20 protein-coding genes and 1 pseudogene are annotated in these 22,572 nt (G+C 68.0%); 11 read left to right on the top strand and 10 right to left on the bottom strand.

The window, feature by feature from the left end:
• Window positions 1-9: 9 nt before the first annotated feature.
• Together D1793_RS16165 and D1793_RS16170 are read right to left on the bottom strand one after the other, a co-directional pair.
• Window positions 10-960, bottom strand: coding sequence for an AEC family transporter (locus D1793_RS16165; protein WP_119023055.1), 951 nt, complete (start codon window positions 958-960; stop codon window positions 10-12).
• Between the two features lie 50 nt (window positions 961-1,010).
• On the bottom strand, window positions 1,011-1,802 hold the full coding sequence (locus D1793_RS16170; RefSeq protein ID WP_119023056.1) for an IclR family transcriptional regulator C-terminal domain-containing protein: 792 nt from the start codon (window positions 1,800-1,802) through the stop codon (window positions 1,011-1,013).
• 206 nt (window positions 1,803-2,008) lie between these two features.
• On the opposite strand from D1793_RS16170, the gene D1793_RS16175 reads away from it, so the two are divergent.
• The 6 genes from D1793_RS16175 (at window position 2,009) to D1793_RS16200 (ending at window position 7,146) form a co-directional block, all read left to right on the top strand.
• Complete coding sequence (locus D1793_RS16175) at window positions 2,009-2,842, top strand: CoA-transferase (protein WP_119023057.1); 834 nt, start codon at window positions 2,009-2,011, stop codon at window positions 2,840-2,842.
• A complete protein-coding gene (locus D1793_RS16180) occupies window positions 2,839-3,612 on the top strand; it encodes a CoA-transferase subunit beta (RefSeq protein WP_119023058.1) in 774 nt (257 codons plus the stop codon). The genes D1793_RS16175 and D1793_RS16180 overlap by 4 nt, the downstream gene beginning before the upstream one ends.
• A 36-nt stretch (window positions 3,613-3,648) precedes the next feature.
• Window positions 3,649-4,851: a 3-oxoadipyl-CoA thiolase gene (gene pcaF, locus D1793_RS16185; RefSeq protein WP_119023059.1), complete on the top strand. Its 1,203-nt coding sequence runs from the start codon at window positions 3,649-3,651 to the stop codon at window positions 4,849-4,851.
• 76 nt (window positions 4,852-4,927) lie between these two features.
• The gene (locus D1793_RS16190) at window positions 4,928-5,716 is read left to right on the top strand and encodes an alpha/beta fold hydrolase (RefSeq protein WP_119023060.1); all 789 of its coding nucleotides are present in this window, start codon (window positions 4,928-4,930) and stop codon (window positions 5,714-5,716) included.
• A 113-nt stretch (window positions 5,717-5,829) separates the two neighbouring features.
• On the top strand, window positions 5,830-6,663 hold the full coding sequence (locus tag D1793_RS16195) for a 3-keto-5-aminohexanoate cleavage protein (RefSeq protein ID WP_119023061.1): 834 nt from the start codon (window positions 5,830-5,832) through the stop codon (window positions 6,661-6,663).
• A gap of 81 nt (window positions 6,664-6,744) precedes the next feature.
• A complete protein-coding gene (locus D1793_RS16200) occupies window positions 6,745-7,146 on the top strand; it encodes a nuclear transport factor 2 family protein (RefSeq protein ID WP_119023062.1) in 402 nt (133 codons plus the stop codon).
• Window positions 7,147-7,192: 46 nt separating this feature from the next.
• On the opposite strand, the gene D1793_RS16205 is transcribed toward D1793_RS16200, so the two are convergent.
• Window positions 7,193-8,098 carry a LysR family transcriptional regulator gene (locus D1793_RS16205; protein WP_119023063.1) on the bottom strand — a complete coding sequence of 302 codons (906 nt, stop codon included), beginning with the start codon at window positions 8,096-8,098 and terminating at the stop codon, window positions 7,193-7,195.
• A gap of 174 nt (window positions 8,099-8,272) precedes the next feature.
• Between D1793_RS16205 and salA the strand changes: the two genes are divergently transcribed.
• Entirely contained in the window at window positions 8,273-9,589 is a 1,317-nt protein-coding gene (salA, locus tag D1793_RS16210; RefSeq protein ID WP_119023064.1) for a salicylate 1-monooxygenase, read from the top strand.
• Window positions 9,590-9,610: 21 nt separating this feature from the next.
• Here salA and D1793_RS16215 read toward each other — a convergent pair whose 3' ends face one another.
• Window positions 9,611-10,513, bottom strand: coding sequence for a LysR family transcriptional regulator (locus tag D1793_RS16215; RefSeq protein WP_119023065.1), 903 nt, complete (start codon window positions 10,511-10,513; stop codon window positions 9,611-9,613).
• Between the two features lie 104 nt (window positions 10,514-10,617).
• Between D1793_RS16215 and D1793_RS16220 the strand changes: the two genes are divergently transcribed.
• The 4 genes and pseudogenes from D1793_RS16220 (at window position 10,618) to D1793_RS16235 (ending at window position 13,215) form a co-directional block, all read left to right on the top strand.
• Window positions 10,618-11,736 (top strand): muconate/chloromuconate family cycloisomerase, encoded by a 1,119-nt coding sequence (locus D1793_RS16220; RefSeq protein ID WP_119023066.1) that lies wholly within the window; start codon window positions 10,618-10,620, stop codon window positions 11,734-11,736.
• Between the two features lie 30 nt (window positions 11,737-11,766).
• Window positions 11,767-12,057 (top strand): muconolactone Delta-isomerase, encoded by a 291-nt coding sequence (catC, locus tag D1793_RS16225; RefSeq protein ID WP_119023067.1) that lies wholly within the window; start codon window positions 11,767-11,769, stop codon window positions 12,055-12,057.
• Between the two features lie 66 nt (window positions 12,058-12,123).
• Window positions 12,124-12,935: pseudogene (locus D1793_RS16230) on the top strand (dioxygenase).
• Between the two features lie 121 nt (window positions 12,936-13,056).
• A complete protein-coding gene (locus D1793_RS16235; protein ID WP_205527562.1) occupies window positions 13,057-13,215 on the top strand; it encodes a hypothetical protein in 159 nt (52 codons plus the stop codon).
• Here D1793_RS16235 and D1793_RS16240 read toward each other — a convergent pair.
• The 6 genes from D1793_RS16240 to D1793_RS16265 all read right to left on the bottom strand — a co-directional run bounded on the left by D1793_RS16240 (window position 13,151) and on the right by D1793_RS16265 (window position 22,559).
• Entirely contained in the window at window positions 13,151-14,182 is a 1,032-nt protein-coding gene (locus D1793_RS16240) for a retention module-containing protein (protein WP_119023068.1), read from the bottom strand. The genes D1793_RS16235 and D1793_RS16240 overlap by 65 nt on opposite strands.
• A gap of 197 nt (window positions 14,183-14,379) precedes the next feature.
• Window positions 14,380-15,879, bottom strand: coding sequence for a retention module-containing protein (locus D1793_RS16245; RefSeq protein WP_119023069.1), 1,500 nt, complete (start codon window positions 15,877-15,879; stop codon window positions 14,380-14,382).
• Window positions 15,880-15,984: 105 nt separating this feature from the next.
• Window positions 15,985-16,614 (bottom strand): response regulator transcription factor, encoded by a 630-nt coding sequence (locus D1793_RS16250; protein ID WP_119023070.1) that lies wholly within the window; start codon window positions 16,612-16,614, stop codon window positions 15,985-15,987.
• Window positions 16,615-18,051 (bottom strand): HlyD family type I secretion periplasmic adaptor subunit, encoded by a 1,437-nt coding sequence (locus D1793_RS16255; protein ID WP_119023071.1) that lies wholly within the window; start codon window positions 18,049-18,051, stop codon window positions 16,615-16,617.
• Window positions 18,051-20,225, bottom strand: a complete 2,175-nt coding sequence (locus tag D1793_RS16260) for a type I secretion system permease/ATPase (protein ID WP_119023072.1) — start codon at window positions 20,223-20,225, stop codon at window positions 18,051-18,053. Before D1793_RS16260 ends, D1793_RS16255 begins: the two co-directional genes overlap by 1 nt.
• Window positions 20,226-20,324: 99 nt before the next feature.
• On the bottom strand, window positions 20,325-22,559 hold the full coding sequence (locus D1793_RS16265; protein WP_119023073.1) for a TolC family outer membrane protein: 2,235 nt from the start codon (window positions 22,557-22,559) through the stop codon (window positions 20,325-20,327).
• Window positions 22,560-22,572 lie beyond the last annotated feature (13 nt).

Genomic DNA, 22,572 nt, shown 5'->3' on the forward strand with positions numbered 1-22,572 from the left:
AGCACGACGCTACAGTGGCAGCAGCCCGTAGTGGGTCAGCAGCCAGATCATCAGGCTGATCGTCACGAAGGAGGCCAGGGTGCTGACCATCAGGCCCGCGGCGCTGACCTCGCCCTGGCCGTAGGTCTGGCCGAGCAGCGGGTAGACGCTGATCATCGGCGCGCAGGCGAACAGCAGGGCCCCGGCGATCAGCAGCGGGTCCGGGTCGGGCAGCAGCAGGAAGGCGGCCAGTACCGCCAGGGGGTGGAGTAGCAGCTTGCCCAGCACGACCTGGCTGACGTCCGCTGCCATACCGCGCGCCTTGAGCCCATGCAGCATGCCGCCGATGGTGAACAGCGCCGCGGGGCCGGCGGCCTCGGCCAGCATGTCGATGGCCTGTGCCAACGGGCCGGGCAGGCGCAGGCCGCTCAGCGCCAGGGCGATGCCGATGAGCAGGCCGATCAGCACCGGGTTGCGGGTCAGGCGGGCGAAGGTCTGGCGCATCACCGGGCCCAGGCCGTTGCCGTTCTGGCGACCCGCCTCGGCCAGGATCAGCGCCAAGGGAATGATGATCAGGGTCTCCACCACCATGTTCAGCGCCATGAAGATGGCCGCCGGCGGGCCGATGGCCATCAGCGCCACGGGGTAGCCGATGAAGCCGCTGTTGGACGCCGACATGCCCAGGGCGTGGATGGCGCCGGCATCCAGGCGCTTGCCGCGCAGCCTCACGGAGAGTGCCAGCCCCAGCAGGAAGGCCGCCAGCGACCCCGCCCCGTAGGCCAGCAGGTAGCCGGGGTTCAACACCTCGGCCAGGGGGTAGTCGGTCAGGGCACGGATGATCAGCGAGGGCAGCGCCAGGTACATGACGAAGGTGCCCACGCCCTGCATGTTGTCGCGGCTCATCAGGCCGGACCGGGCGGCAGTGAAGCCGGCGCCGATCAGCAGGAAGATCGGCAGGGTAATGGCCAGTATCTCCAGCACGGTGTTGCCTTCCTTTCCTTGGAGGGTGAAGTGAAGAGGGGGGGAGGGCCTCAGCTGATGCTGGTGCGAATGAGTCGTGACTTCTCCTGCAGCAGCGGCAGGTACTGTTCCATCAGGGTCTCGTGGCTGATCCGGGCAGCATTGGTGCTGATGTTGATGGCGCCCAGCAGCTTGCCGTTGGCGTCGAAGGCCGGCACGGCGATGGAGCGCAGGCCGGAGTCGAGCTCCTGGTCGGCGATGGCGTAGCCCTGCTGGCGCACCTTCAGGATGCACTGCCTGAGCTCGGCCTTGTCGGTGATGGTCTTGTCGGTGTGCTTCTCCAGCACCGCCCGCTCGAGCCAGGCGTCGAGCTCCTCGTCCGGCAGCTGGGCCAGCAGCACGCGCCCCATGGAGGTGTGGGCCGCCGGCAGGCGGGTGCCCACCGAGAGGGTGATGGCCATCAGCCGGTGGCGCGAGGAGGAGCGGGCCACATAGATCACCTCGTCGCCATCCAGCACCCCCAGCGAGGACGATTCGCCGCAGGCCTCGGTGATATCCTCGAGCACCTGCTGGATCACGCTGCGATAGTCGTTGGCGGAGAGAAAGGCGTAGCCCAGCTGCAGGACCCGGGGGGCCAGCTCGAAGACTCGCTGCTGCTTGCGCACGTAGCCCAGGGCATGCAAGGTCAGCAGGAAGCGCCGGGCGCGGGCGCGGTTCATGCCGGTGCGCGCGGCGACCTCGCTGAGCGTCATGCGCGGGTGCGCCTCGTCGAAGGCCAGGATCACCTCCAGGCCGCTCGCCAGGGCGGTGACGAAATCGCGATCGTCGGGGGTCAGGACCTCATCGCTGCCGCTGCGTGACATCTCGCTATCCTCCTTGAATACACAGGCTGTCTGCCAGTCTACCACGATGCCGCATAACGAACATTGGTTCGTTATGCGGCTTTTTCTTGTGCAATGAACGCCAGTGCAGGTTTGACCATGGGCCGAAAGCGGGATAAGTTGTTCGCATCACAAAACATAGTTCGCTATTCGAACTTTTGCGAGAATCAACGCCAGGAGGAGATCCCATGGCCGAGTTCCTGAGCCTGCATGACGCGGTGGCGCGCTACGTCGAGGATGGCGCTACCGTTGCCATGGAGGGCTTCACCCACCTGATTCCCTTCGCCGCGGGTCACGAGGTGATTCGCCAGAAGAAACGCGACCTGACCCTGATCCGCATGACCCCCGACCTGATCTACGATCAGCTGATCGGCGCGGGCTGCGCGAAGAAGGTGATCTTCTCCTGGGGCGGCAACCCCGGCGTGGGCTCCCTGCATCGCCTGCGCGACGCGGTGGAGAAGGGCTGGCCCCACAAGGTCGAGATCCTCGAGCACAGCCATGCCGCCATGGCCTGCGCCTTCGAGGCCGGCGCGGCGGGCCTGCCCCTGGCGGTGCTGCGCGGCTACGTGGGCAGCGAGCTGCCCAGCGTCAACGACCAGATCAAGTTCATCGAGTGCCCCTTCACCGGTGAGCGCCTGGCCGCGGTGCCCTCGGTGCGCCCGGACGTCTCCATCGTCCACGCCCAGAAGGCCGACCGCGCCGGCAACGTGCTGGTGGAAGGTATCGTCGGCGTGCAGAAGGAGGCGGTGCTGGCGGCGAAGAAGAGCATCGTCACCGTCGAGGAGATCGTCGACGACCTGCGCACCGAGCCGGACTACCACCCCAACACCTGCATCATTCCCGGCTGGGCCATCGACGCCATCGCCGTGGCCGAGAAGGGCTCGCTGCCCTCCTATGCCCACGGCTACTACCCGCGCAACAACGCCTTCTACAAGGAGTGGGATGCCATCGCGCGGGATCGCGACACCTTCACGGCCTGGATCGAAGAGAACGTCATGAACGCAGGGGGGAACGCCCGATGAGCCTCGAATACACTTCCTCGGAGATGATGACCGTCACCGCCGCTCGCGCCCTGGAGAACGGCACCACCTGCTTCGTCGGCATCGGCCTGCCCTCCGAGGCCGCCAACCTGGCGCGCCTGACCCATGCCCCCGACGTGGTGCTGATCTACGAGTCCGGCACCCTGCAGACCAAGCCCGACGTGCTGCCGCTCTCCATCGGCGACGGCGAGCTGGCCGAGACGGCGCTCACCACCGTGGCGGTGCCCGAGATGTTCCGCTACTGGCTGCAGGGCGGAAAGATCGACGTGGGCTTTCTGGGCACCGCCCAGATCGACCGCTACTGCAACCTCAATACCACCCTGATCGGCGACTACCGCGAGCCCAAGGTGCGCCTGCCGGGCGGCGGCGGCGCGCCGGAGATCGCAACGAATGCGGGCGAGGTCTTCATCACCCTGAAGCACTCCAGGCGCGCCTTCGTCGACCGGGTCGACTTCGTCACCACCCTGGGCTTCGGCCGTGACGGCAAGGGCCGCGATGGCGTGCCCAATATCGGGAAGGGCCCGACCCGGGTGATCACCGATCTGTGCGTGATGAAGCCCGACCCCGAGACCAAGGAGCTCGTCGTGGTGTCGCTCCATCCGGGCGTGACCCGCGAGGACGTGATCGAGGCCACCGGCTGGGAGATCCGCTTTGCCGAGCGGCTCGAGACCACGCCTGAGCCCTCCGCCCATGAGCTCGAGATCCTGCGGGACCTCAAGGACCGTACCGCCCGTGCCCACGCCGGGGCGTGATGCCGCAACCCGCAGCGATTTCCAGGAGATAAGGCAATGACCGACGTATTCCTCTGCCATCCGCGGCGCAGCGCCGTGGGCCGTTTCGGCGGTACCCTCGCCAGCGTGCGCCCCGACGATCTGGCGGCCGCCATCTTCAAGGCGGTGCTGTCGGAAGCTCCCGATCTTGACCCGGCGGCCATCGACGACGTGTTCATGGGCTGCGCCAACCAGGCCGGCGAGGACAACCGCAGCGTGGCGCGCATGTCTGCCCTGCTGGCGGGCCTGCCAACCTCGGTGCCCGGCACTACCCTGAATCGCCTGTGCGGCTCCGGCATGGATGCGGTGGGCACCGCCTTCCGTGCCATCAAGGCCGGCGAGATGGACCTGGCGCTGGCCGGCGGCGTGGAGTCCATGTCCCGGGCCCCCTATGTGATGGGCAAGGCCGACAGCGCCTTCTCGCGGGGCCAGCAGATCGAGGACACCACCATCGGCTGGCGCTTCATCAACCCGCTGATGAAGAAGGCCTATGGCGTCGACTCGATGCCGGAGACCGCCGAGAACGTGGCCGAGCAGTTCAAGATCTCCCGCGAGGACCAGGACGCCTTCGCACTGCGCTCCCAGCAGAAGGCCGCCGCCGCCCAGGCCGCCGGCCGCTTCGCCCTGGAGATCACCGCCATCGAGATCCCGCGCCGCAAGCAGGAGCCGCTGCGCTTCGACCAAGACGAGCACCTGCGCGCGACGACGCTCGACAAGCTCGCCGCCCTGCCCGCCCCCTTCCGCGAGGGCGGCAGCGTCACCGCCGGCAACGCCTCCGGGGTCAACGACGGCGCCGCCGCCATGCTGGTGGCCAGTGCCGCCGCGGTGGAGCAGCACGGCCTCACCCCCATGGCGAAGATCCTCGGCATGGCCACCGCCGGCGTCGAACCGCGCATCATGGGCATCGGGCCGGTGCCCGCGGTGCAGAAGCTGCTCGCGCGCACCGGCGTGTCGCTGGACGAGATCGACGTGATCGAGCTCAACGAGGCCTTCGCCGCCCAGGCGCTGGCCTGCCTGCGCGAGCTGGGGATTGCCGACGACGACCCGCGGGTCAACCCCAACGGCGGCGCCATCGCGCTGGGCCACCCGCTGGGCATGTCCGGCGCCCGCCTGCTGCTGACCGCGGCCCACGAGCTGCAGAAGAGCGGCAAGCGCTACGCCCTGTGCACCATGTGCGTAGGCGTGGGGCAGGGCATTGCTACCCTGATAGAGCGGGTATAGGCGCGACCAAGCGAGGAATCGGGGCCGGCCAACCACTGTCGCCGGCCCTTCCCGTTGCACTGCACGGAGAGAGACCATGGCATTTCTGAACATCAACGGGCGCAGCGTCGCCTATCGCCTGCTCGGCAGCGAGGCCAACCCCCTGGTGGTGCTGGCGCACCCCTTGGGCATGAGCCAGGCGGTATGGGACGACGTCCTGCCCCTGCTGCTGCCGCGCTACCGGGTGCTGACCTGGGACCTGCCCGGCCACGGCGCCAGCCAGGCCTGGGGCGAGCGTCCGATCACCCCGGCCGACCTGGCCGCGGAGGCCCTGGCCCTGGCCGAGCTCGCCGGTGCCGAGCGCTTCCACTTCGCCGGCACCTCCATCGGTGGCGTGGTGGGCCAGCAGCTGATCAGCGAGCACGCCGAGCGCCTGCTCTCCGCCACGCTGACCAACACCGGGGCGGTGATCGGTAATGCTGAGCTGTGGAACACCCGCGCCGGCCGCATCCGCGTGGAAGGCCTGGCGGCGATGTCCGAGGAGATCGTGCCGCGCTGGTTCGCCCCGGCCTGCTTCGAGGCCGAGCCGGCCCTCAAGGCGGGCTGGTGCACCCAGATGGGCCGTGGCGACGATGACTCCTACGCCAGGCTGTGCGAGATGCTGGGCAGCCACGCCTTTACCGGCAAGCTCAGCGGCAAGCCGGTGAAGGTGCAGCTGCTGGGTGGCAGCGAGGACCTGGCTACCCCGCCGGCAACCCTCGAGGCCCTGGCCGCGGAGCTCGACGGCGCGCCCCTCGAGATCCTCGAGGGCGTGGGTCACGTGCCCTCCGTGGAGGTGCCCGGCCTCTTCGCCGAGAAGCTGCTGAGTGTCATGCAGCAAGCCTGAGCCGCGTCTCGTCAGCCGCGGTTTTCCCTGCGGTCCCACAGGCGCACCTCCAACAATGCCAATCCTTCAATCATTCGCACCGGGGCAAGTCGTCGGTGCGAAGCGAGGTCACCATGTCCAACCCCTGCATCATCTGTGTCGCCATCACCGGCAGCCTTCCGCGCAAGGAAAACAACCCGGCCGTGCCGATCACCGTCGAGGAGCAGATCGAGAGCACCCAGGCGGCCTTCGAGGCCGGGGCGACCATCGCCCACTGCCACGTGCGCAACGATGACCAGACCCCCAGCTCCGACCCGGAGAAGTTCGCGCGCCTGGTGGAAGGCCTGAAGAAGCACTGCCCGGGCATGATCATCCAGCTCTCCACCGGCGGCCGCTCCGGGGCCGGCGAGGAGCGTGGCGGCATGCTGCCGCTCAGGCCCGACATGGCGAGCCTGTCGGTGGGTTCCAACAACTTCCCCAACCGCGTCTACGAGAACGCCCCCCAGCTGGTCGATTGGCTGGCCGGCGAGATGCTCAAGTACGACGTCAAGCCCGAGATCGAGGCCTTCGACCTGTCGCACATCCACCAGGCGGTGAACCTGTCGAAGCAGGGCAAGCTCAAGGCGCCGCTCTACGTGCAGTTCGTGATGGGCGTGAAGAATGCCATGCCGGCCGACAAGCCGACCTTCGACTTCTACATCGAGACCCTGAAGCGCCTGGCGCCGGATGCCCAGTGGTGCGGCGCCGGTGTCGGTTCCAACCAGCTCAAGCTCAACGAGTGGTCCATCGCTGCCGGCGGCCATACCCGCACCGGCCTCGAGGACAACGTGCGCCTCGACCGCGACACCCTGGCCCCCTCCAACGCGGCCCTGGTCGAGCGCGCCGTGGCGCTGTGCGAGAAGTACGAGCGCCCGGTGGCCACCTGGCAGCAGGCCCGCGAGATCCTGGGCCTCGGCCAGCCCGCCTGATCCAGCCGCTTGGGTTGTACGCCGCCTGCCGTCTCACGGCGGGCGGCGCTGGCATGAATTCGCTACCAGGAGGGAAAGCGCATGAACACGACAGTCGACGAACGCACGCCTGACCATGACGAGATCGTCCGCGTGGTGCAGGGCTATGTGGAGGGCTTTCAGGGCCGTCGGGACAAGCTCGAAGCGGCCTTCCACGAGGACGCCTGGATCCTGGCGGTGGACGCCGAGGGTGGCTTCAGCAGGGACCTGATCAGCGATCGCTTCGAGCGCTGGGCGGCCAGCCACCGACAGGTGCGTGGTCGCGTCATCCAGGTGACCCAGGCCGGCGAGGTGGCCAGCGTGCTGCTGGGCTTCGACAACACCGAAAACCTGGCGGACTCCTGGGTGGACGTGCTGGCGCTGCTCAAGCTCGACGGCCGCTGGCAGATCACCCACAAGAGCGCCGTGCACAGCACCCGGGCGGCCTGGGCCAAGCCACAGTAACCCTGCTGCTCCGCCAGACTCCGATGACCCGCCAGCCGGCCGGACGCTATTCCGCAAACATCGCGAAGAGCAGGCCGCGCAGCCAGCGGTTACCGGCGTCGCGGTGGTAGCGGCGATGCCAGAAGAGGTTGATGGGGATCTCGGGGAAGGGCAGAGGGTGCTCCTGCACGGCCAGGCCGAAGCGCGCCCGGGTCGCCTCGGCGAACTTGTCGGTCACCGTGACCACCAGGTCGCTCTCGCTGATGATGTAGGGCACGGCGGCGAAGTGGGGCAGCTGCAGCCGGACCGGGCGCTCGATGCCCGCCCGGGCGAGCTGCTCCTCGACGATGCCGTGCCCGGTACCCTTCGCCACCACCACCGCGTGGGTGGCCGCCGTGAAGGCCTCCAGGTTGAAGTCGCCCGCCGCCAGCGGGTGGCCCTCCCGCATCAGGCAGACATAGCGCTGCACGAAGAGCCGCTGCTGGTAGAAGCCGGCCCCCAGCTGGGGGATCAGGCCAACGGCCAGGTCGATCCGCCCCTCCTCCATCTCCCGTTTCAGGTCCTCGCGATGGCTGCGCACCGTGCTGAGCCGGATGCCCGGTGCCTCCCTGGCCAGGTGCTCCAGCAGCCGCGGCAGGAAGACGATCTCGCCGATATCGGTCATCGCCAGCTGGAAGGTGCGCTCGCTGCTGGCCGGCTCGAAGTCATCGCCCAGGTTGAGGGTCTCATGCAGCCGGGCCAGCGCCTCGGCGATGCCGGGGTGAAGCTGGTCCGCCCGCGGCGTCGGCGAAAGCCCCCTGGAGGTGCGTTCGAAGAGCTCATCGCCGAGCAGCCGGCGCAGGCGCTTGAGCGCGTGGCTGACGGCGGGCTGGGTCACGCCGAGCCGCTCGGCCACCCGCTGGGTGTTGCCCTCGCGATAGAGCAGGTCGAAGACCACCAGCAGGTTCACATCGATATCCGCCAGCCGCAGCATGCCCTGCCTCACCTAATTGACTGTATTAGATAGAATATTACTTCTTCTTATTCAGGATATGAAAGTGGCTGTGTTGTGTGAATATCGGAGACGCTCTAGCCTGCGCGTCATCAGCTGACGCCATGCCAATAACGGCGTCATTCCAAGCACAACGTCCCTGATGGAGCGCGCACCATGCCCAATCACAACACCGCGTCCCCCTCTGCTTCTCGCCTGTCCGTCGCCATCATCGGCGGCGGCATCGGCGGCGTAGCCTTCGCCGTGGCCCTCTCCCGCCATGCCGACCTCGACGTGCAGCTCTTCGAGGCGGCGCCGCAGTTTTCCGAGATCGGCGCCGGGGTCTCCTTCGGTCCCAACGCCGTGCGCGCCATCCAGCGCCTCGGCCTCGAGGCGGCCTACCGTCACATCGCCGATTCCTCGCCGGCACCCTTCGAGGACGTCTGGTTCGAGTGGCGGCGCGGCAGCGACGACGGCTACCTGACCGCCACCCTGGCCCCCGGCTGCGGTCAGTCCTCGGTGCACCGGGCGGACTTCCTGGACGCCATCGTGGCCCAGCTGCCCGCCGGCATCGCCCATTTCGGCAAGCGCTGCGTCGAGGTCACCCAGCAGGGTGATAGCGCCACCGCCCACTTCTCCGACGGCACCTCCTTCACCGCGGATATCCTGATCGGCTTTGACGGCATCAAGTCGGCGGTGCGCGCCAACGTGCTGCCCGCCGAGACCTTCGGCGAGATCGCGCCCGTCTGGAGCGGCACCTACGCCTATCGCGGCATGATCCCCACCGCCCGGCTGGAAGAGGCCCTGGAGAACAGGGGCGCCGACCGGCGCCTGGCCCTGGTGCCGCAGATGTACCTGGGTTACGACCGCCATATCCTCACCTTCCCGGTCAAGCAGTCGGAGCTGATCAACGTGGTGGCCTTCATCACCGACCGTTCAACCCCCGAGCCGAAACTGCCCGAGGGGGAGGAGTGGGTCCAGGCGGTGACCCAGCAGGAGATGCTGGAGGTCTTCGCCGGCTGGGGCGCGGCCTCCCAGGCGATCCTCGCGTGCATTCCCGAACCGACCCGCTGGGCGCTTCACGAGCTGCCCGAACTGCCGCGCTACCACCGCGGCCGCGTGCTGCTGGTGGGCGATGCCGCCCATGCGCTGGTGCCCCACCAGGGCGCCGGTGCCGGCCAGGCGCTGGAAGACGCCTACGTGCTGGCCAGCCTGCTGGGCGACGATGCCTGCACCAGAGACAGCGTGGAGCAGGTGCTGGCGGCCTTCGAGGCGGTCCGCCATGGGCGCACCTGCCGGGTGCAGCGCACCTCCCACGAGGCGGGGAACGTCTACGAGTACGCCGGTGAAGGGATCGGTGACGACGAGGCGAGGCTCATCGAGAACCTCGAGACCCGCTTCGACTGGCTCTGGAACCACGATCCCGAGGCGGATGTGGTGGCGGCGCGGAGGCTCCTGGCCCGGGAGGCTGCGGTGGAGATGGCGCAGGGCTGAAGCGACCTCTGCCGGTTGGTCTCAGGGATAGCGCCCGCTGCGGCGGTTCTCCACCAGTACCGCGAGGATGGCGTTGGCCTCCTGCATGATCGGCGAGGGCTTCTCGCCGCGGCGGCGGCTGCAGATCACCGGGGAGGTGAGGCTCTTGTCGGCGAGGTAGACGAAGCTGACACCGTCGCGGCGCACGCGCTTGACCTGTTCCGGTACCAGGCTGATGCCGATCTCCGAGGCGACCAGCCCCAGCGCCGTCTGCAGCTCGTTGGCCTCCTGGACCACCTCCACCTTGAGCCCCTGGCGGCGGAACATGCCCAGCATGATATCGGCCATGCTGGGGCGTGGCTTGGCGGGGAAGAGGATCAGCGGGTAGCGGGCCAGTTCGGCCAGGGTGGGCGTGGTGCCTTCCAGGGGGTGGCCGCAGGGCACCGCGGCCATGATCGGCTCGTCGAATAGCACCTCCTGCTCCACTTCCGGGTCGTCGATCCGGAGGCGCCCGAAGCCCATGTCGATGCGCCCCGCCTTGAGGGCCTGGATCTGCTGCACCGTGGTCAGCTCGGCCAGGCTCAGCTCGACATTATCCTTTTGTCGCAGATCGCGCACCAGCAGCGGCAGCTGCCCGTAGAACACCGAGGGCACGAAGCCGATGCCGAACAGCACGCGCTTGCTTCGCGCCATGCGGCGGGTCGCCTCCACCGTGGCGTCCACCTTCTCGAGGATCTGCAGGGCGTGCTGCTGAAAGAACAGTCCCGTGGGCGTCAGGCGCGGGCCGCGCGGCCCCCGCTCGAATAGCTCGGCCCCTACCTCCTGCTCCAACTGCTTGATCTGCCTTGATAAAGGCGGCTGTGACATGTGCAGCCGCTCGGCCGCACTGGTGAAGTTGAGCTCCTCCGCGACCACACAGAAGTACCTCAGATGGCGCAGTTCCATGATACCTCCTGGGTATGGAAGGGCACCCAAACAATATTGGTTCCGTCTTCCCGCTGCAATCAGACTGCCATGCAATCACCATACTGCCCGCATCGGGAGCCCCCATGAGCGCCACTATCCAGTCCATCGAGACGCTGCTGGTCGACCTGCCGACCATCCGTCCCCACAAGCTCTCCATGACCACCATGGCCTGCCAGACCATGGTCATCGTGCGGATGCGCCACAGCGACGGCATCGAGGGCCTGGGCGAGGGCACCACTATCGGCGGCCTGGCCTATGGCCCCGAGAGCCCCGAGAGCATCAAGTGCAACATCGACGCCTACCTGGCGCCGCTGCTGATCGGCCAGCCCTCCGGCAACGTCAACGCCCTGCGCGCCCTGCTCAACCGCCATGCCCGCGGCAACATGATCGCCAAGTCGGCGCTGGAGACCGCGCTGCTCGACGCCCAGGGCAAGCGCCTGGGCCTCTCCGTGGCCGAGCTGCTGGGCGGCGCCCGCCAGACCCACCTGCCGGTGCTCTGGACCCTGGCCAGCGGTGATACCGCCAAGGATATCGAGGAGGCGCAGCTGCGCCTCGAGCAGCGCCGCCACTGCGACTTCAAGCTGAAGATCGGCGCCAACCCGGTCAAGCACGACGTGCGCCACGTGGCCGCCATCAAGGAGGCCCTGGGCGATCGCGCCAGCGTGCGCGTCGACGTCAACCAGGCGTGGGACGAGTCCACCGCCGTCTACGGCATCCAGGCCCTGCAGGACGCCGGCATCGAGCTGATCGAGCAGGCCATCCCCGCCCGCGAGCATGCCGGCCTGATCCGCCTGGCCGACCGCTTCAACGTGCCTATGCTGGCCGACGAGGCGGTGCAGGACGCCCGCGACGGCCTCGACCTGGCCCGCGGCGGCTTCAGCGGCGCCTTCGCCCTCAAGATCGCCAAGTCCGGCGGCCTGCAGGGGGTGCTGGAGCTGGCCCACGTGGCCCAGGCCGCGGGCATCGGCCTCTACGGCGGCACCCTGCTGGAGGGCACCATCGGCACCGCCGCCTCCCTGCACGCCTGGGCGACCCTTCCCGAGATGGCCTGGGGCACCGAGATGTTCGGCCCGCTGCTGCTCAAGGACGACATCGTCGTCGAGCCGCTGCGCTACCGCGAGTTCGGCGTGGACCTGCCGGCCGGCCCGGGTCTCGGCATCACCCTCGACGAAGACAAGCTGGCGCACTACGCGCGCAAGTAAGAAACGACACGACAATCGGAGGATCGAGCCATGCTGTTTCAGGTGGAAATGACCGTCAAGCTGCCCCCGTCCATGCCGGCCGAGCAGGCCGCCGAGATCAAGGCCACCGAGAAGGCCTACGCCCAGGAGCTGCAGCGCTCCGGCAAGTGGCGCCACCTGTGGCGCGTGGCCGGCAGCTACGCCAACGTCAGCATCTTCGACGTCGAGGACAACGCCGAGCTGCAGGAGATCATCTCCAACCTGCCCCTCTTCCCCTACATGGAGATCAGCGTCAAGCCGCTGTGTCGCCACCCGTCCTCCATCCGCGAGGACGACTCCTGAGTCACGGATGAATCACGCCAGCCCCGCCCCGGCGGAAGCAAAGATATAAAGCAGAGGATACTTATCATGACCGTGAAGATTTTCGATACCCCCGAAGTCCAGGATTTCCTGAAGACCGTCGCCGGCTTCGATCAGGAAGGTGGCAACGAGCGCGCCAAGCAGATCATGCACCGCCTGCTCTCCGACCTGTTCAAGCTGATCGACGACTTCGACGTCACCCCCGAGGAGTACTGGTCCGCCGTCAGCATGCTCAACGCCCTGGGCGGCCAGACCCAGTTCGGCCTGCTCTCGCCGGGCCTGGGCTTCGACCACTACCTGGACATGCGCCAGGACGCCATCGACGCCGAGGCCAAGCGCGTCGGCGGCACCCCGCGCACCATCGAGGGCCCGCTGTATGTCGCTGGCGCCCGAGCCAGTCCGAGTACAACCTGCGTCGCACCATCGTCACCGACGCGGAAGGCCGCTACACCGCGCGCAGCATCATCCCGTCCGGCTACGGCGTGCCGGAAGGCGCCCCCACCGACGTGGTGCTGAAGTCCCTGGGCCGTCACGGCGAGCGTCCGGCGCACATCCACTACTTCGTCTCCGCGCCGAACCACCTGCACCTGACCACCCAGATCAACCTGGCGGGCGACCCCTACACCTATGACGACTTCGCCTTCGCCACCCGCGAGGAGCTGGTGGTGCCGGCCGAGCGCATCGAGGATGCGGGCGTGATCGCCAAGCGCGAGCTGGACGGCCCCTTCTCCGAGGTGGTGTTCGACGTCGAGCTGGCCAAGACCGATGTGGCCGAGCTGCAGACCCGTCACGCCCGCCCGCGCGCCAAGGAAGACGAGCAGGACCAGCACAGCCAGCTGGCCGGCACCGCCAAGGTCTGAGCCCCATCTCCTGACCCCTGACATTCCGCCAGGAGCGCCGGGGGCAGGCCGAAGGAAAAAATCGACCCGCCCCCGGAACCGCTCCGAAGATAGATACGACAAGACATCGAGGACCTGGACCATGACCAGCAAACTTGACCAGCTCGAAGCGCGCGTCCGCGGCGCCGTCGTCGACGACGCCGAGAAGGGCATCTTCCGCTGCCACCGCAGCATGTTCACCGACCCGGCCTTCTTCGAACTCGAGATGAAGCACGTCTTCGAACAGCTTCGTTCACGCTGAAGGCCAGCGAGAACTCGCCCAGCGCACCCTCGTCCACCGTCGGCATATCATCAAAGAACGTCACTGCCAGAGTGCCATCAGTCGGAGTGCCATTCCCGTCGATAACGGTGAAAGCCAGCTCGATGCCCGCTTCATCTGTGTCCTCAGCGTGCAGTACGTTGTCGAGCAGGGTCAGGGTGTATTCGCCAGTGGTCGGGTTCACCACCAGGCTGAAGAGTTCACCGCGCGGGCCGGTGGCGGTGAGGGTGTTAGTAGCGGCATCCCAGCTGTAGGTAACGGTCTCGGTGCCGACCTGCCCGGTGGTGCCATCCATGCCGGCGAAACCGATGCTGCCGGCACCGTCGGGGCCGAAGTCGAACGCCAGGGTGCCGGTGAAGACGGAGCCGCCCTCCTGCAGGAGCTGGGCATCGAACAGCTCGGCAGCCGATGAGCCGGCCTCGGGTGCACCATCGACGGGCTCCTCAACGGGCTCATCTTCCTCGACCGCTTCTAGCTCAGCGACATCCTCGGGGAAATCGATTGCCGCCAGCTCGCCGCCTTCGAAGTTGAAAGCCAGCGGATTCACGTCCTCGGCGATGCGCCCCAGCATTACGAAGCTGTGGCCGCCGTCGGCGCCACCACCGGGGCCGGCGCCGGCCGCGGTCGCGTCAAGCGCGTCGAGCAGGTCGCCCTCACCTTCGTCGATGGCGGCGAGCAGGGCCTCGAGGTCCTCATCCAGGGCGCTGAACTCGGAGGCGGCAACCGGCTGCTCGGCGTCGAGCTCAGGGGTCATGGCAACTTGCTGGCCGCCGTCGATCACAGTGGGGCCGAGCCCATCACCGAAATCGAGCTGGACCCTGGCATTGTCGGCGGTAACGAGGGTCTCGCCCTCCTGCAGGGTATCACCCACACGAAGCTCGCGAAGGTTGCCATCGGCGTCCCGCGCCCAGGCCTGACCGGTGATGGAGATTACGGTTGCGATGGTCATGGTAAGACTCCCTGCATGATGATCTTGGTGTTATGACGACGAGACGGCGCAGTGCCGACTGATACTTTCAAGTTAGGCGCGAGCTGGGAGGGGGAGTATTGGACCGATGGACAGGAGGGCCAAAGAGTTGACGCACATCAAGAACGACCGGGGCTCCGCGACGCCCTGCGTCCGAAGCCCCGGCCGAAACCTGCGTATCACTCGATATCGAGCTCTTCGTCCTCCAGCAGCTGCTGGAGGATGTTGTCGTGGTAGGCGACGCCTTCCAGCAGGAACACCTGGTCGGCCACCTCCAGATCCCCGTCGCCGAAGCCGCCCTCGGCGCTGACATGCAGCAGGGTGTCACCATCCGCCGATGCGGAAGCCTGGAGGAAATCATCCAGCGAATCGCTGTCGCCATTCCATTCACTGAGCAGGTCACGAAGGTCCAGCGCTCCCTCATCGCCGAGGCGATAGAGGTTGGGGGACTCCTGCTCGACAGCGAACGCCGACTCCTCCTCGGCACCCGCCCAATCCAGCGCGTCGGCATCCGGCTCCTGAAGCGACGTCACTTCCGCCTCTGTGTCAACCTCCGGCACCAGCGCCACCGGCCTGACGGCAAAGGCGCTCTCGTCGCCACTGCTGCCCGGGCCCGAGCTTCCCCCCAGGAAGGCGACATAGCTGAAGGCGTCCTCGTGATCGATGGTCACCAGGCCATCCTGCATGTCCAGCTCCTCGAGACTGCCCTCGAAGATACGCAGGCCTGTGTCGTCATAGAGGTGATAGGTGCCACCAGCAATGGAGCCCGTCAGTTCGAAGGTCGCCGTATCGGCGGGAGCGGCCAGCTCGAACAGCAGGGCCTCGCCGAACTCGATGGCCTCGGGGTCATCGCTGGCGGCGGCGTGATCCACGGCGTAGAAGCCGCCTTCCAGCTCGGAGAGAAAGGCGCTCTGGTGCGGGACATCCTTGAGGCTATCCACGGTAGAGAGCGTGCCGGCCCCCTGGCCCACGGTGTGCGCCGTCACGGCCGCGATGATACCCGGCTCCTCGGGCTCTTCAGGCTCTTCGGGCTCTTCGGGCTCTTCGGGCTCTTCGGGCTCTTCGGGCTCTTCGGGCTCTTCGGGCTCTTCGGGCTCTTCGGGCTCTTCGGGCTCTTCGGGCTCCTCAGGCTCAACCGGTTCTTCCGGTTCCTCGGGCTCGGCAGGTGCTTCGGGGGCGGCGTCGCTTCCCGCGGCCGCCACGGCATCCGGGGCGGCATCCCGCGTCTCGGGCAGCTCGCGCTCACCGCCCTGGTCGAACTCGTAGCTCAGCGGCTCGACGTTCTCGACGATGCGCGGCAGGCGCACGAAGTCATGGCCGCCCTGCTCGCCGCCCGCGCCGGGGCCAGCCGCGGCCGGGTCGAGCACCGCCAACAGGTCGACCTCGGGATCCTCCAGGGCCGCCAGTAGCGCTTCGAGCTCCGCATCGTCGCGGGGACTGTCGCTCTCGGCGCCCGCCAGGGCATCGAGCACCTCCGGATACATCTCCACCACGCGCCCGGCACCGATCGCCACGCTCTCGGGGGAGTCGACCACATCCAGCAGGGCGCGGCTGTTGGTGCCCGCCACGAGGTGCTCGCCGGGCTGCAGGGCGTCCCCGATGCGCAGCTCACGCAGCTGGCCATCCGGCGAACGCGCCCAGGCCTGGCCTTCAAGGGAAATCAGGGTGGCAATGCTCATGATGGACACCTCCGTCACGGTGGGTGGACAACGCCAGTGGCTATATCGAAAGCATCGCGGCTTCCTGGAGGAAAACCCACTGTACCGGAGTGCAGTTCGACGCCTTTATTGACCTGAATCAGACATCGCCGCGTGCAGGCCGGACAGGCGCAGCACCAGCTGCATGCGGTCGCGCACACCAAGCTTGCCGAACACCGCCCCGAGGTGTGCCTTGACGGTGCGCTCGGTGATGCCGAGCGCGCGGGCCACCTCCTTGTTGCTGTGCCCCTCGAGAACGGCCAGGGTCACCGCCCGCTCCCGCTCAGTGAGTGCCTGAAGCTCCTCTGCCTGGGAGTGGGCCTGCGCCCGCCCACCCAGCGCGCGGAAGGTCCCCCCTACCACCCGGGCCATCAGCTCCGGCGGCACCCAGATCCCCTGGTTCATGATCACCACCTGAGCCTGGCGCAGCACTTCAGGGGCGGAGAGCGCATGCACATAGCCGCGCGCACCGCTCTCCAACGACTCGAAGGCCTCGGCGGCGCTGGGGGAGTGGGTCATCACTCCGACCACCGCACCGCGCCGGCTCAGATCGGCCACCCGCTGCGGCCAATCCTCGCCGTCGACCATGACCCACACGCAGTCGCCGCGCACCAGCCGGGCATGGATCTCCCGCGGGGAGATCAGGCGGGCATCGCTGAAAGCCTCGCGCCAGCGGGGGATCTCGTCGCGTCCCTGACTGATGAAGTAGATCGCCATCTATCGCTCTCCCAAGGAATCGCTCCAGGCCCGCAGCACGGGCTTGAGCATGAACTGCATGACAGTGCGCTTGCCGGTCATGATGTCCACCTGGGCGGTCATGCCGGGAATCACGGCGAGCTGCTGGTTGACCTCCTCGCCGTCCAGGGCGCGCACGCGCACCAGATAGAAGGTGTTGCCGTTATCGTCGGTGATGGTGTCGGCGCTGATGTGGTCGAGCTCCGCCTGCAGGCCGCCATAGATGGAGAAGTCATAGGCGGTGAGCTTGATGGTGGCCGGCTGCCCGGGGCGCAGGAAGGCGATGTCCTGGGGAGCGATGCGCGCCTCGACCAGCAGCTGATCGTCGCTGGGCACGATCTCCACCACCTCCTGCCCCTGCTGGGCCACCCCGCCGATGGTGTTGATGTTGAGCCGCTGCACCACGCCGTCCACCGGCGAGCGCACCTCGGCAAGTCGTACGCGGTCCTGCAGGCCGGCACTGGACTCGTCCAGGGCGGAGAGATCGCCCATGACCTGGGCCAGGTCGTTACGCCAGTCGCTGCGGCGCTCGATGCCGAGCTCGCGCAGCTGGGTGCGCGCCTCCTCCACGGCGGACTCCAAACGCGAGACCGAGGCCGCGGCCTGGTTACGCTCGCCGGTGGCGCGGGAGACCTCGCGCTGCAGGCGCAGGATATCCACCTCGGAGACCGCCCCTGACTGCAACAGCGGCCGGGTCAGGTTGAGCTCCTGGCTGGCCATGTTGGCCTCGCGCTGGGCGGTATCTCGCCGTGCCTGGGCCTCGCGCAGCTCCTCTTCCCGCTGGCGGATGCGGTCGCGCAGGATGTTCTCCTGCTCACGCAGCTCCTCGCGGCGGCTCTCGTAGACCTCCCGTTCCTGGGCGACGATGCCCGGCGCCTCGGCGCGCAGCTCTTCCGAGGGGTCAAAGGGCGTGTCGGTGATCAGCGCCCGCAGGCGCTCGGCCCGCGCCTGCAGCGACAGCGCCTGTGCGCGGTTCTCCCGGAAGGTGGCGACGAAGCGGGTGGGGTCGATGCGCATCAGCACCTGGCCCGCCTCCACCAGCTGCCCCTCGCGCACCAGGATCTCCTGCACCACGCCACCGTCGAAGGTCTGCACCCGTTGCAGCTGACTGGAGGGAATCACCCGACCGGCGCCGCGGGTCACCTCGTCGATGGCGGCAAACCAGGACCACACCAGCAGTGCAACCACGGTGAGCAGCACCACATAGAGAAAGGCACGAGCGCGGATGGGGTCCTGCTGCATACGCGCCCAGTCGGCGTCGCTGGCCCAGTCGCGATTGAGGTGCGCCGCAGTGACGCGCCGGGCGAAGAGGCGGTCCATGAAGGGGCGGAAGACCTTGCCGCCGCTCTCGGAGAAACGCCCGATCGCCTCGAAGCCGCGCTGTTCGGCGCTGCGCAGGTCCTTGCTCTTGCCAGCCATCAGCGCGCCCTCCCGATCTGGCCCTTGCGCAGGGCCTCCACCACCTTGTCTCGCGGCCCGTCGGCGACCACCTTGCCGCCGTCGATCACGATGATGCGATCCACCAGCGAGAGCAGCGAGGTGCGGTGGGTCACGACGATCATCGTCTTGGCCCGGGCGAACTGCTTGAGGTTGGCCTTGAAGGTCTCTTCGCTCGCGTGGTCCATGGAGCTGGTCGGCTCGTCGAGCAGCAGGATCTGCGGGTCGTTGACCAGGGCCCGTGCGATGGCCACCGCCTGACGCTGGCCGCCGGAGAGCGCCTGACCGCGCTCGCCCACCTGCAGGTCAACGCCCTGGGGGTGGGCGTTGACCAGGCTCTCGAGACCGCTGAGCCGGATCGCCCGCAGCAGCGCCTCGTCGTCGACGCCCTCGCTGCCGCCGCCGGCGACGATGTTCTCGCGCAGGGTGCCGTAGAAGAGGCTGACGTCCTGGGGTACATAGCCGATCTGGCGGCGCAGTTGGATGGGATCGATCTGGCGCAGGTCGACGCCGTCGACCATCACCGCCCCGGCGCTGGGCTGGTAGAGACCGAGGATCAGCTTGTTGAGGGTGGTCTTGCCGCAGCCAACCCGGCCCAGCAGCGCCACCTTCTCGCCGGCGTCGATCTTCAGCGTCACGTCGCGGAGCGCCTCGCGCTCCTCCTCGGGGTAGCGCAGGGTGACCTTGTCGAAGGCGATCTCGCCGCGCAGCGCCGGGCGGCTGACGAAGGCCTTGCCCTCGGGGCGCTCCACCGGACGCTCCATCACCCCGTTGAGGGACTGCAGCGCGGTGGAGGACTGATGGTACTGGGCCAGCAGCGCCGCCGCCTGGCTCACCGGTGCCATGGCCCGCGAGGAGAGCAGGTAGGCGGCGATCAGCCCGCCCTGGGTGAGGTTGCCGTCGATGATCAGGTAGACCCCTATGATGATCACGCAGACCGCCACCGAGTGCTGGGCCCACAGCGCGACACTCGAAACCGAGGAGCTCACCAGGCGCAGTTGCGCGGAGGTGCGGGAGAGGAACGCCGAGGCCTTCTCCCACACGCCTTGGATGCGGCTCTCGGCGCGCAGCGCCTTGACCGTCTCGAGCTGGGAAACCGACTCCACCAGGGTGGCGTTGCGCTGGGCACTGACCCGCCAGGTGGTCTCGGAGAGCTCGTGCAGCTTACCCTGGGCCGCCAGGGCGTAGAGCAGCACGAAGGCGATGCCCACCAGCACCGGAATCACCAGCGGCGGGCCGATCAAGGCAATGATGGCGGCGAACATCAGCACGAAGGGCAGATCGACCAGGGCCACCACCGTGGCCGAGCCGATGAACCCACGCACCGACTCATAGGACTGCAGGGTGGCGGCGAAGGAGCCGGTGGAGGCGGGCCTGGCCTCCATGCGCAGCCCCAACACCCGGGCCATGATCGAGGAGGAGAGCTTGACGTCGGCCCGGCTGGCCGCCAGGTCGACGAAGGCGTTGCGCATCAACCGCAGCGCCAGATCGAAACAGAGCACGATGAAGATGCCCACCGCCAGCACCCAGAGCGTCTCGGTAGCGTGGTTGGGCACCACCCGATCGTAGACATTGAGCACGAACAGCGGCATCGCCACCGCAAAGAGGTTGATCATCACCGAGCCGGCGATGACGTCGCGGTAGAGCCTGCGGTTCTCACGAACCACACCCCAGAACCAGTGGCGGCTGCGCTGCTTGTTCACTTCGGGCCCGCGGGCATCGAAGTGGAAGCGCGGCCGCACGTAGATCGCCTGGCCGGAGTAACTGGCCTGTAGGCCGTCGAGGCTCACTTCGCTGACCGCATCGCCGAGCTCCGGGAAGATCACCTTGGCGCGGCGCGCCTTGATGTCCAGCGCCACCAGCACGCAGGCGCGGCCAGGCTCCAGCAGCAGTACCGCGGGGAAGAGTGCCGGGTTGAGCTGCACCAGGCGGCTCTTGACCAGGCGAGCCGTCATGCCCGCCCGGGCCGCGGCACGCGGGAAGACTCCCGGCGTCAGCCTGCCCTCCTCCAGCGGCAGCCCAGCGGTCAGGGTCTCGGCGGTGGTAGTCTGGTCATGCAGGGTGGCGACGCTCTGCAGGCACTCCAGCAGCTCGTCGTGAACCGCCGAGCGGGAGCCCGGCGCCTCCGGGGGGTCCAGGGATTCTCTCTGGCTCACGAACACCTCATCAGGGGAGAGGCCCTGCCAGCGAGGCTGGCAGGGCCGAAGGAGAGAGGACAAGCGGGGATAATGGTGACACCCCGCATCAGATCACGATCATCCCTTTACCGTATAGCTGTCGCCATACCCCATCGCGGCGAGCCGCTGTTGAAGTGCACGCGCCTCGGCGGGAGCGACCGGACCCAGCTGCACGCGGTGCAGGCTGCCCGAGCTGTCCAGCTGCATCGGCAAGTTCAGCTCGGCGGAGAGCCGCTCGCCAAGCCCCAGGGCACTGTGCTGGTCACGCAGGGCGGCGACCTGCAGGAAGGTGCCGGAAGGCGCCACCTCGGCGACCTGTTCGAGCTCTGCCCGGACCACACCGGCCTCGGTGTAGAGGGTGACCGGGGAGGGTTCGGCCCAGGCCCGCGAGACGGCGTCGCTGCCGGCGGCCAGCGCCTGCGGCTGCACCTCGACCGGCGCGAAGCCCAGATCCAGGTTCTCGCCTACCCGTTCCAGGGTCACCTCCACGCGGCGGTTCTGGCGGCGCCCCTCCACGGTATCGTTGGTGGCCACCGGCTGGCGGGAACCGTAGCCCCGAGTCTGCACCAGGCCACGCTCCACGCCCTGGCTCACCAGATAGTCGGCCACGCTGTCGGCGCGCCGCTGGGAGAGCGGATCGTTGATGGCATCGTTGCCGGTGCTGTCGGCGTGGCCAGCGATGAACACGCGCTCCAGATTGGTCATGCCGCGGATCTGCTGCGCTAGCTGGCCGAGCTCCCCGCGGGACTCGGCGGAGAGCTCGGCGCTGTTGATGGCAAACAGCGCATCGGCGGAAAGGGTCACGTCCGGTGCCCGCGTCGGGGCCGGTGCGCTGATCCCGCCGGTGAAGTCCTGCAGGGTGAAGCCCATGGGCCCCTCGACCGGACAGACCACGTCGGGGTTGAGCGCCACGCCATCGCTGCCCATCTCGGCCAGGGTCGGCATGTCGTCACGCACCACGCCCAGGGTGGGCATCAGTTGCCCCATGGCGGCCAGGGTGCGGGCGTCGGCCAGCGCCACGTCGTACTGGGCGTTGACGAAGGCGCGGCTGGCCTCGAAGAACTCGTTCTCGCTGTCCAGCACGTCGAGCAGGGTGCGCTGACCGATATCGAACTGCTGCTGGTAGGCGCCGCGCACCCGATCGATGGATTGGCGGTGCTGGTTCAGGTACTGCATTTGCTCGCGCAAGCGGCGGGTATCGTTGTAGGCGATCTGGGTGGTCTGGCGGATGTTATGGCACACCACCTCGCGCTGGTTGATCGACTGCTCGACGCGATCGCTGGCGGCGCGGAAGGAGGCCAGGTCACTGCCGCCCCGGTAGAGGTTCATGCTGGCCACCAGCTCGATGCTGTGGCGGTCACGACGGCCCAGCGGGTCGAAGTTGCCGTCGCTGCTGTCGTAGGTGCCGGTGCGGCCGCGCAGGTCCAGGCGCGGCTGGAAGCCGGCCCGGGTGCCCTGCTGGGCGGCGCGGCTCGATTCGATGTTCTCGATGGCGGCGTGGAACTCGGGGTTGCCCTGGAAGGCCAGGTTCACCGCCTCTGCCACGCTGGGCGGCAGGCGGTTATCCAGCTGCGGCGCCGGCGCCAGGTTCTCGGCGGGGAGCCGACCGACGATGCGCTGGTAGCGGGCGGTGACGTCGTGGAGGTTGGAGGCCTCGGTCATCAGGTTGGATTCGGCCAGGGCCAGGCGGCCGCTGATCTGCTCCAGGTCGACGCCGCGCCCGGCGCCGGACCGCACCCGTTCCTCGATCTGGTTGAAGACACGCAGGTGGTCGGCGTAGTTGTCCTGAGCCAGGCGTACCAGCTCGCGGTAGCGGCTCACGTCCAGGTAGGCGCGGGAGGCCTCCAGGGCGACGTTCTCGCTGGCCCCGAGCAGTTCGTAGTAGCGCACCAGCTTGGCCCGATCGAGCCGCTCCACTTCGCTGCGGGTAGCGAAGCCGTCCCAGATCATCTGGCTCAGGGTCAGCTCGGCAAAGGTGGTCTCATAGCTGCCACGACCATCATCCTGTCGGTCTTCACGACCGATACCGGCGGCGGCATCGATGCTCGGCAGGTAGTTGCCGCGGGCCACGCCCACGTCGTTGCCGGCGGCACGCAGGCCGTTCCAGGCCGCGTGCACCTCCGGGTTAGTGGCAAGCGCCTGGCGCACCACTTCGGTCATGTCGGTGGAGCCGGGCTGAGCCAACCCCGGCGGCAGGCTCTGGGCCACGGCGGCGGCCAACGGCAGCAGCGTCAGGGCGGAGCCGACAACGGCGGCTCCGGCGAGACGACGCTGGCCGTGAAGGTAACGGATAACTACGGTGGCGCGTGTCATGATAGTTCCCTTT

The sequence above is a fragment of the Halomonas sp. JS92-SW72 genome (genome assembly GCF_003547075.1).
GTDB classification, from domain to species: Bacteria; Pseudomonadota; Gammaproteobacteria; order Pseudomonadales; family Halomonadaceae; genus Halomonas; species Halomonas alkalicola.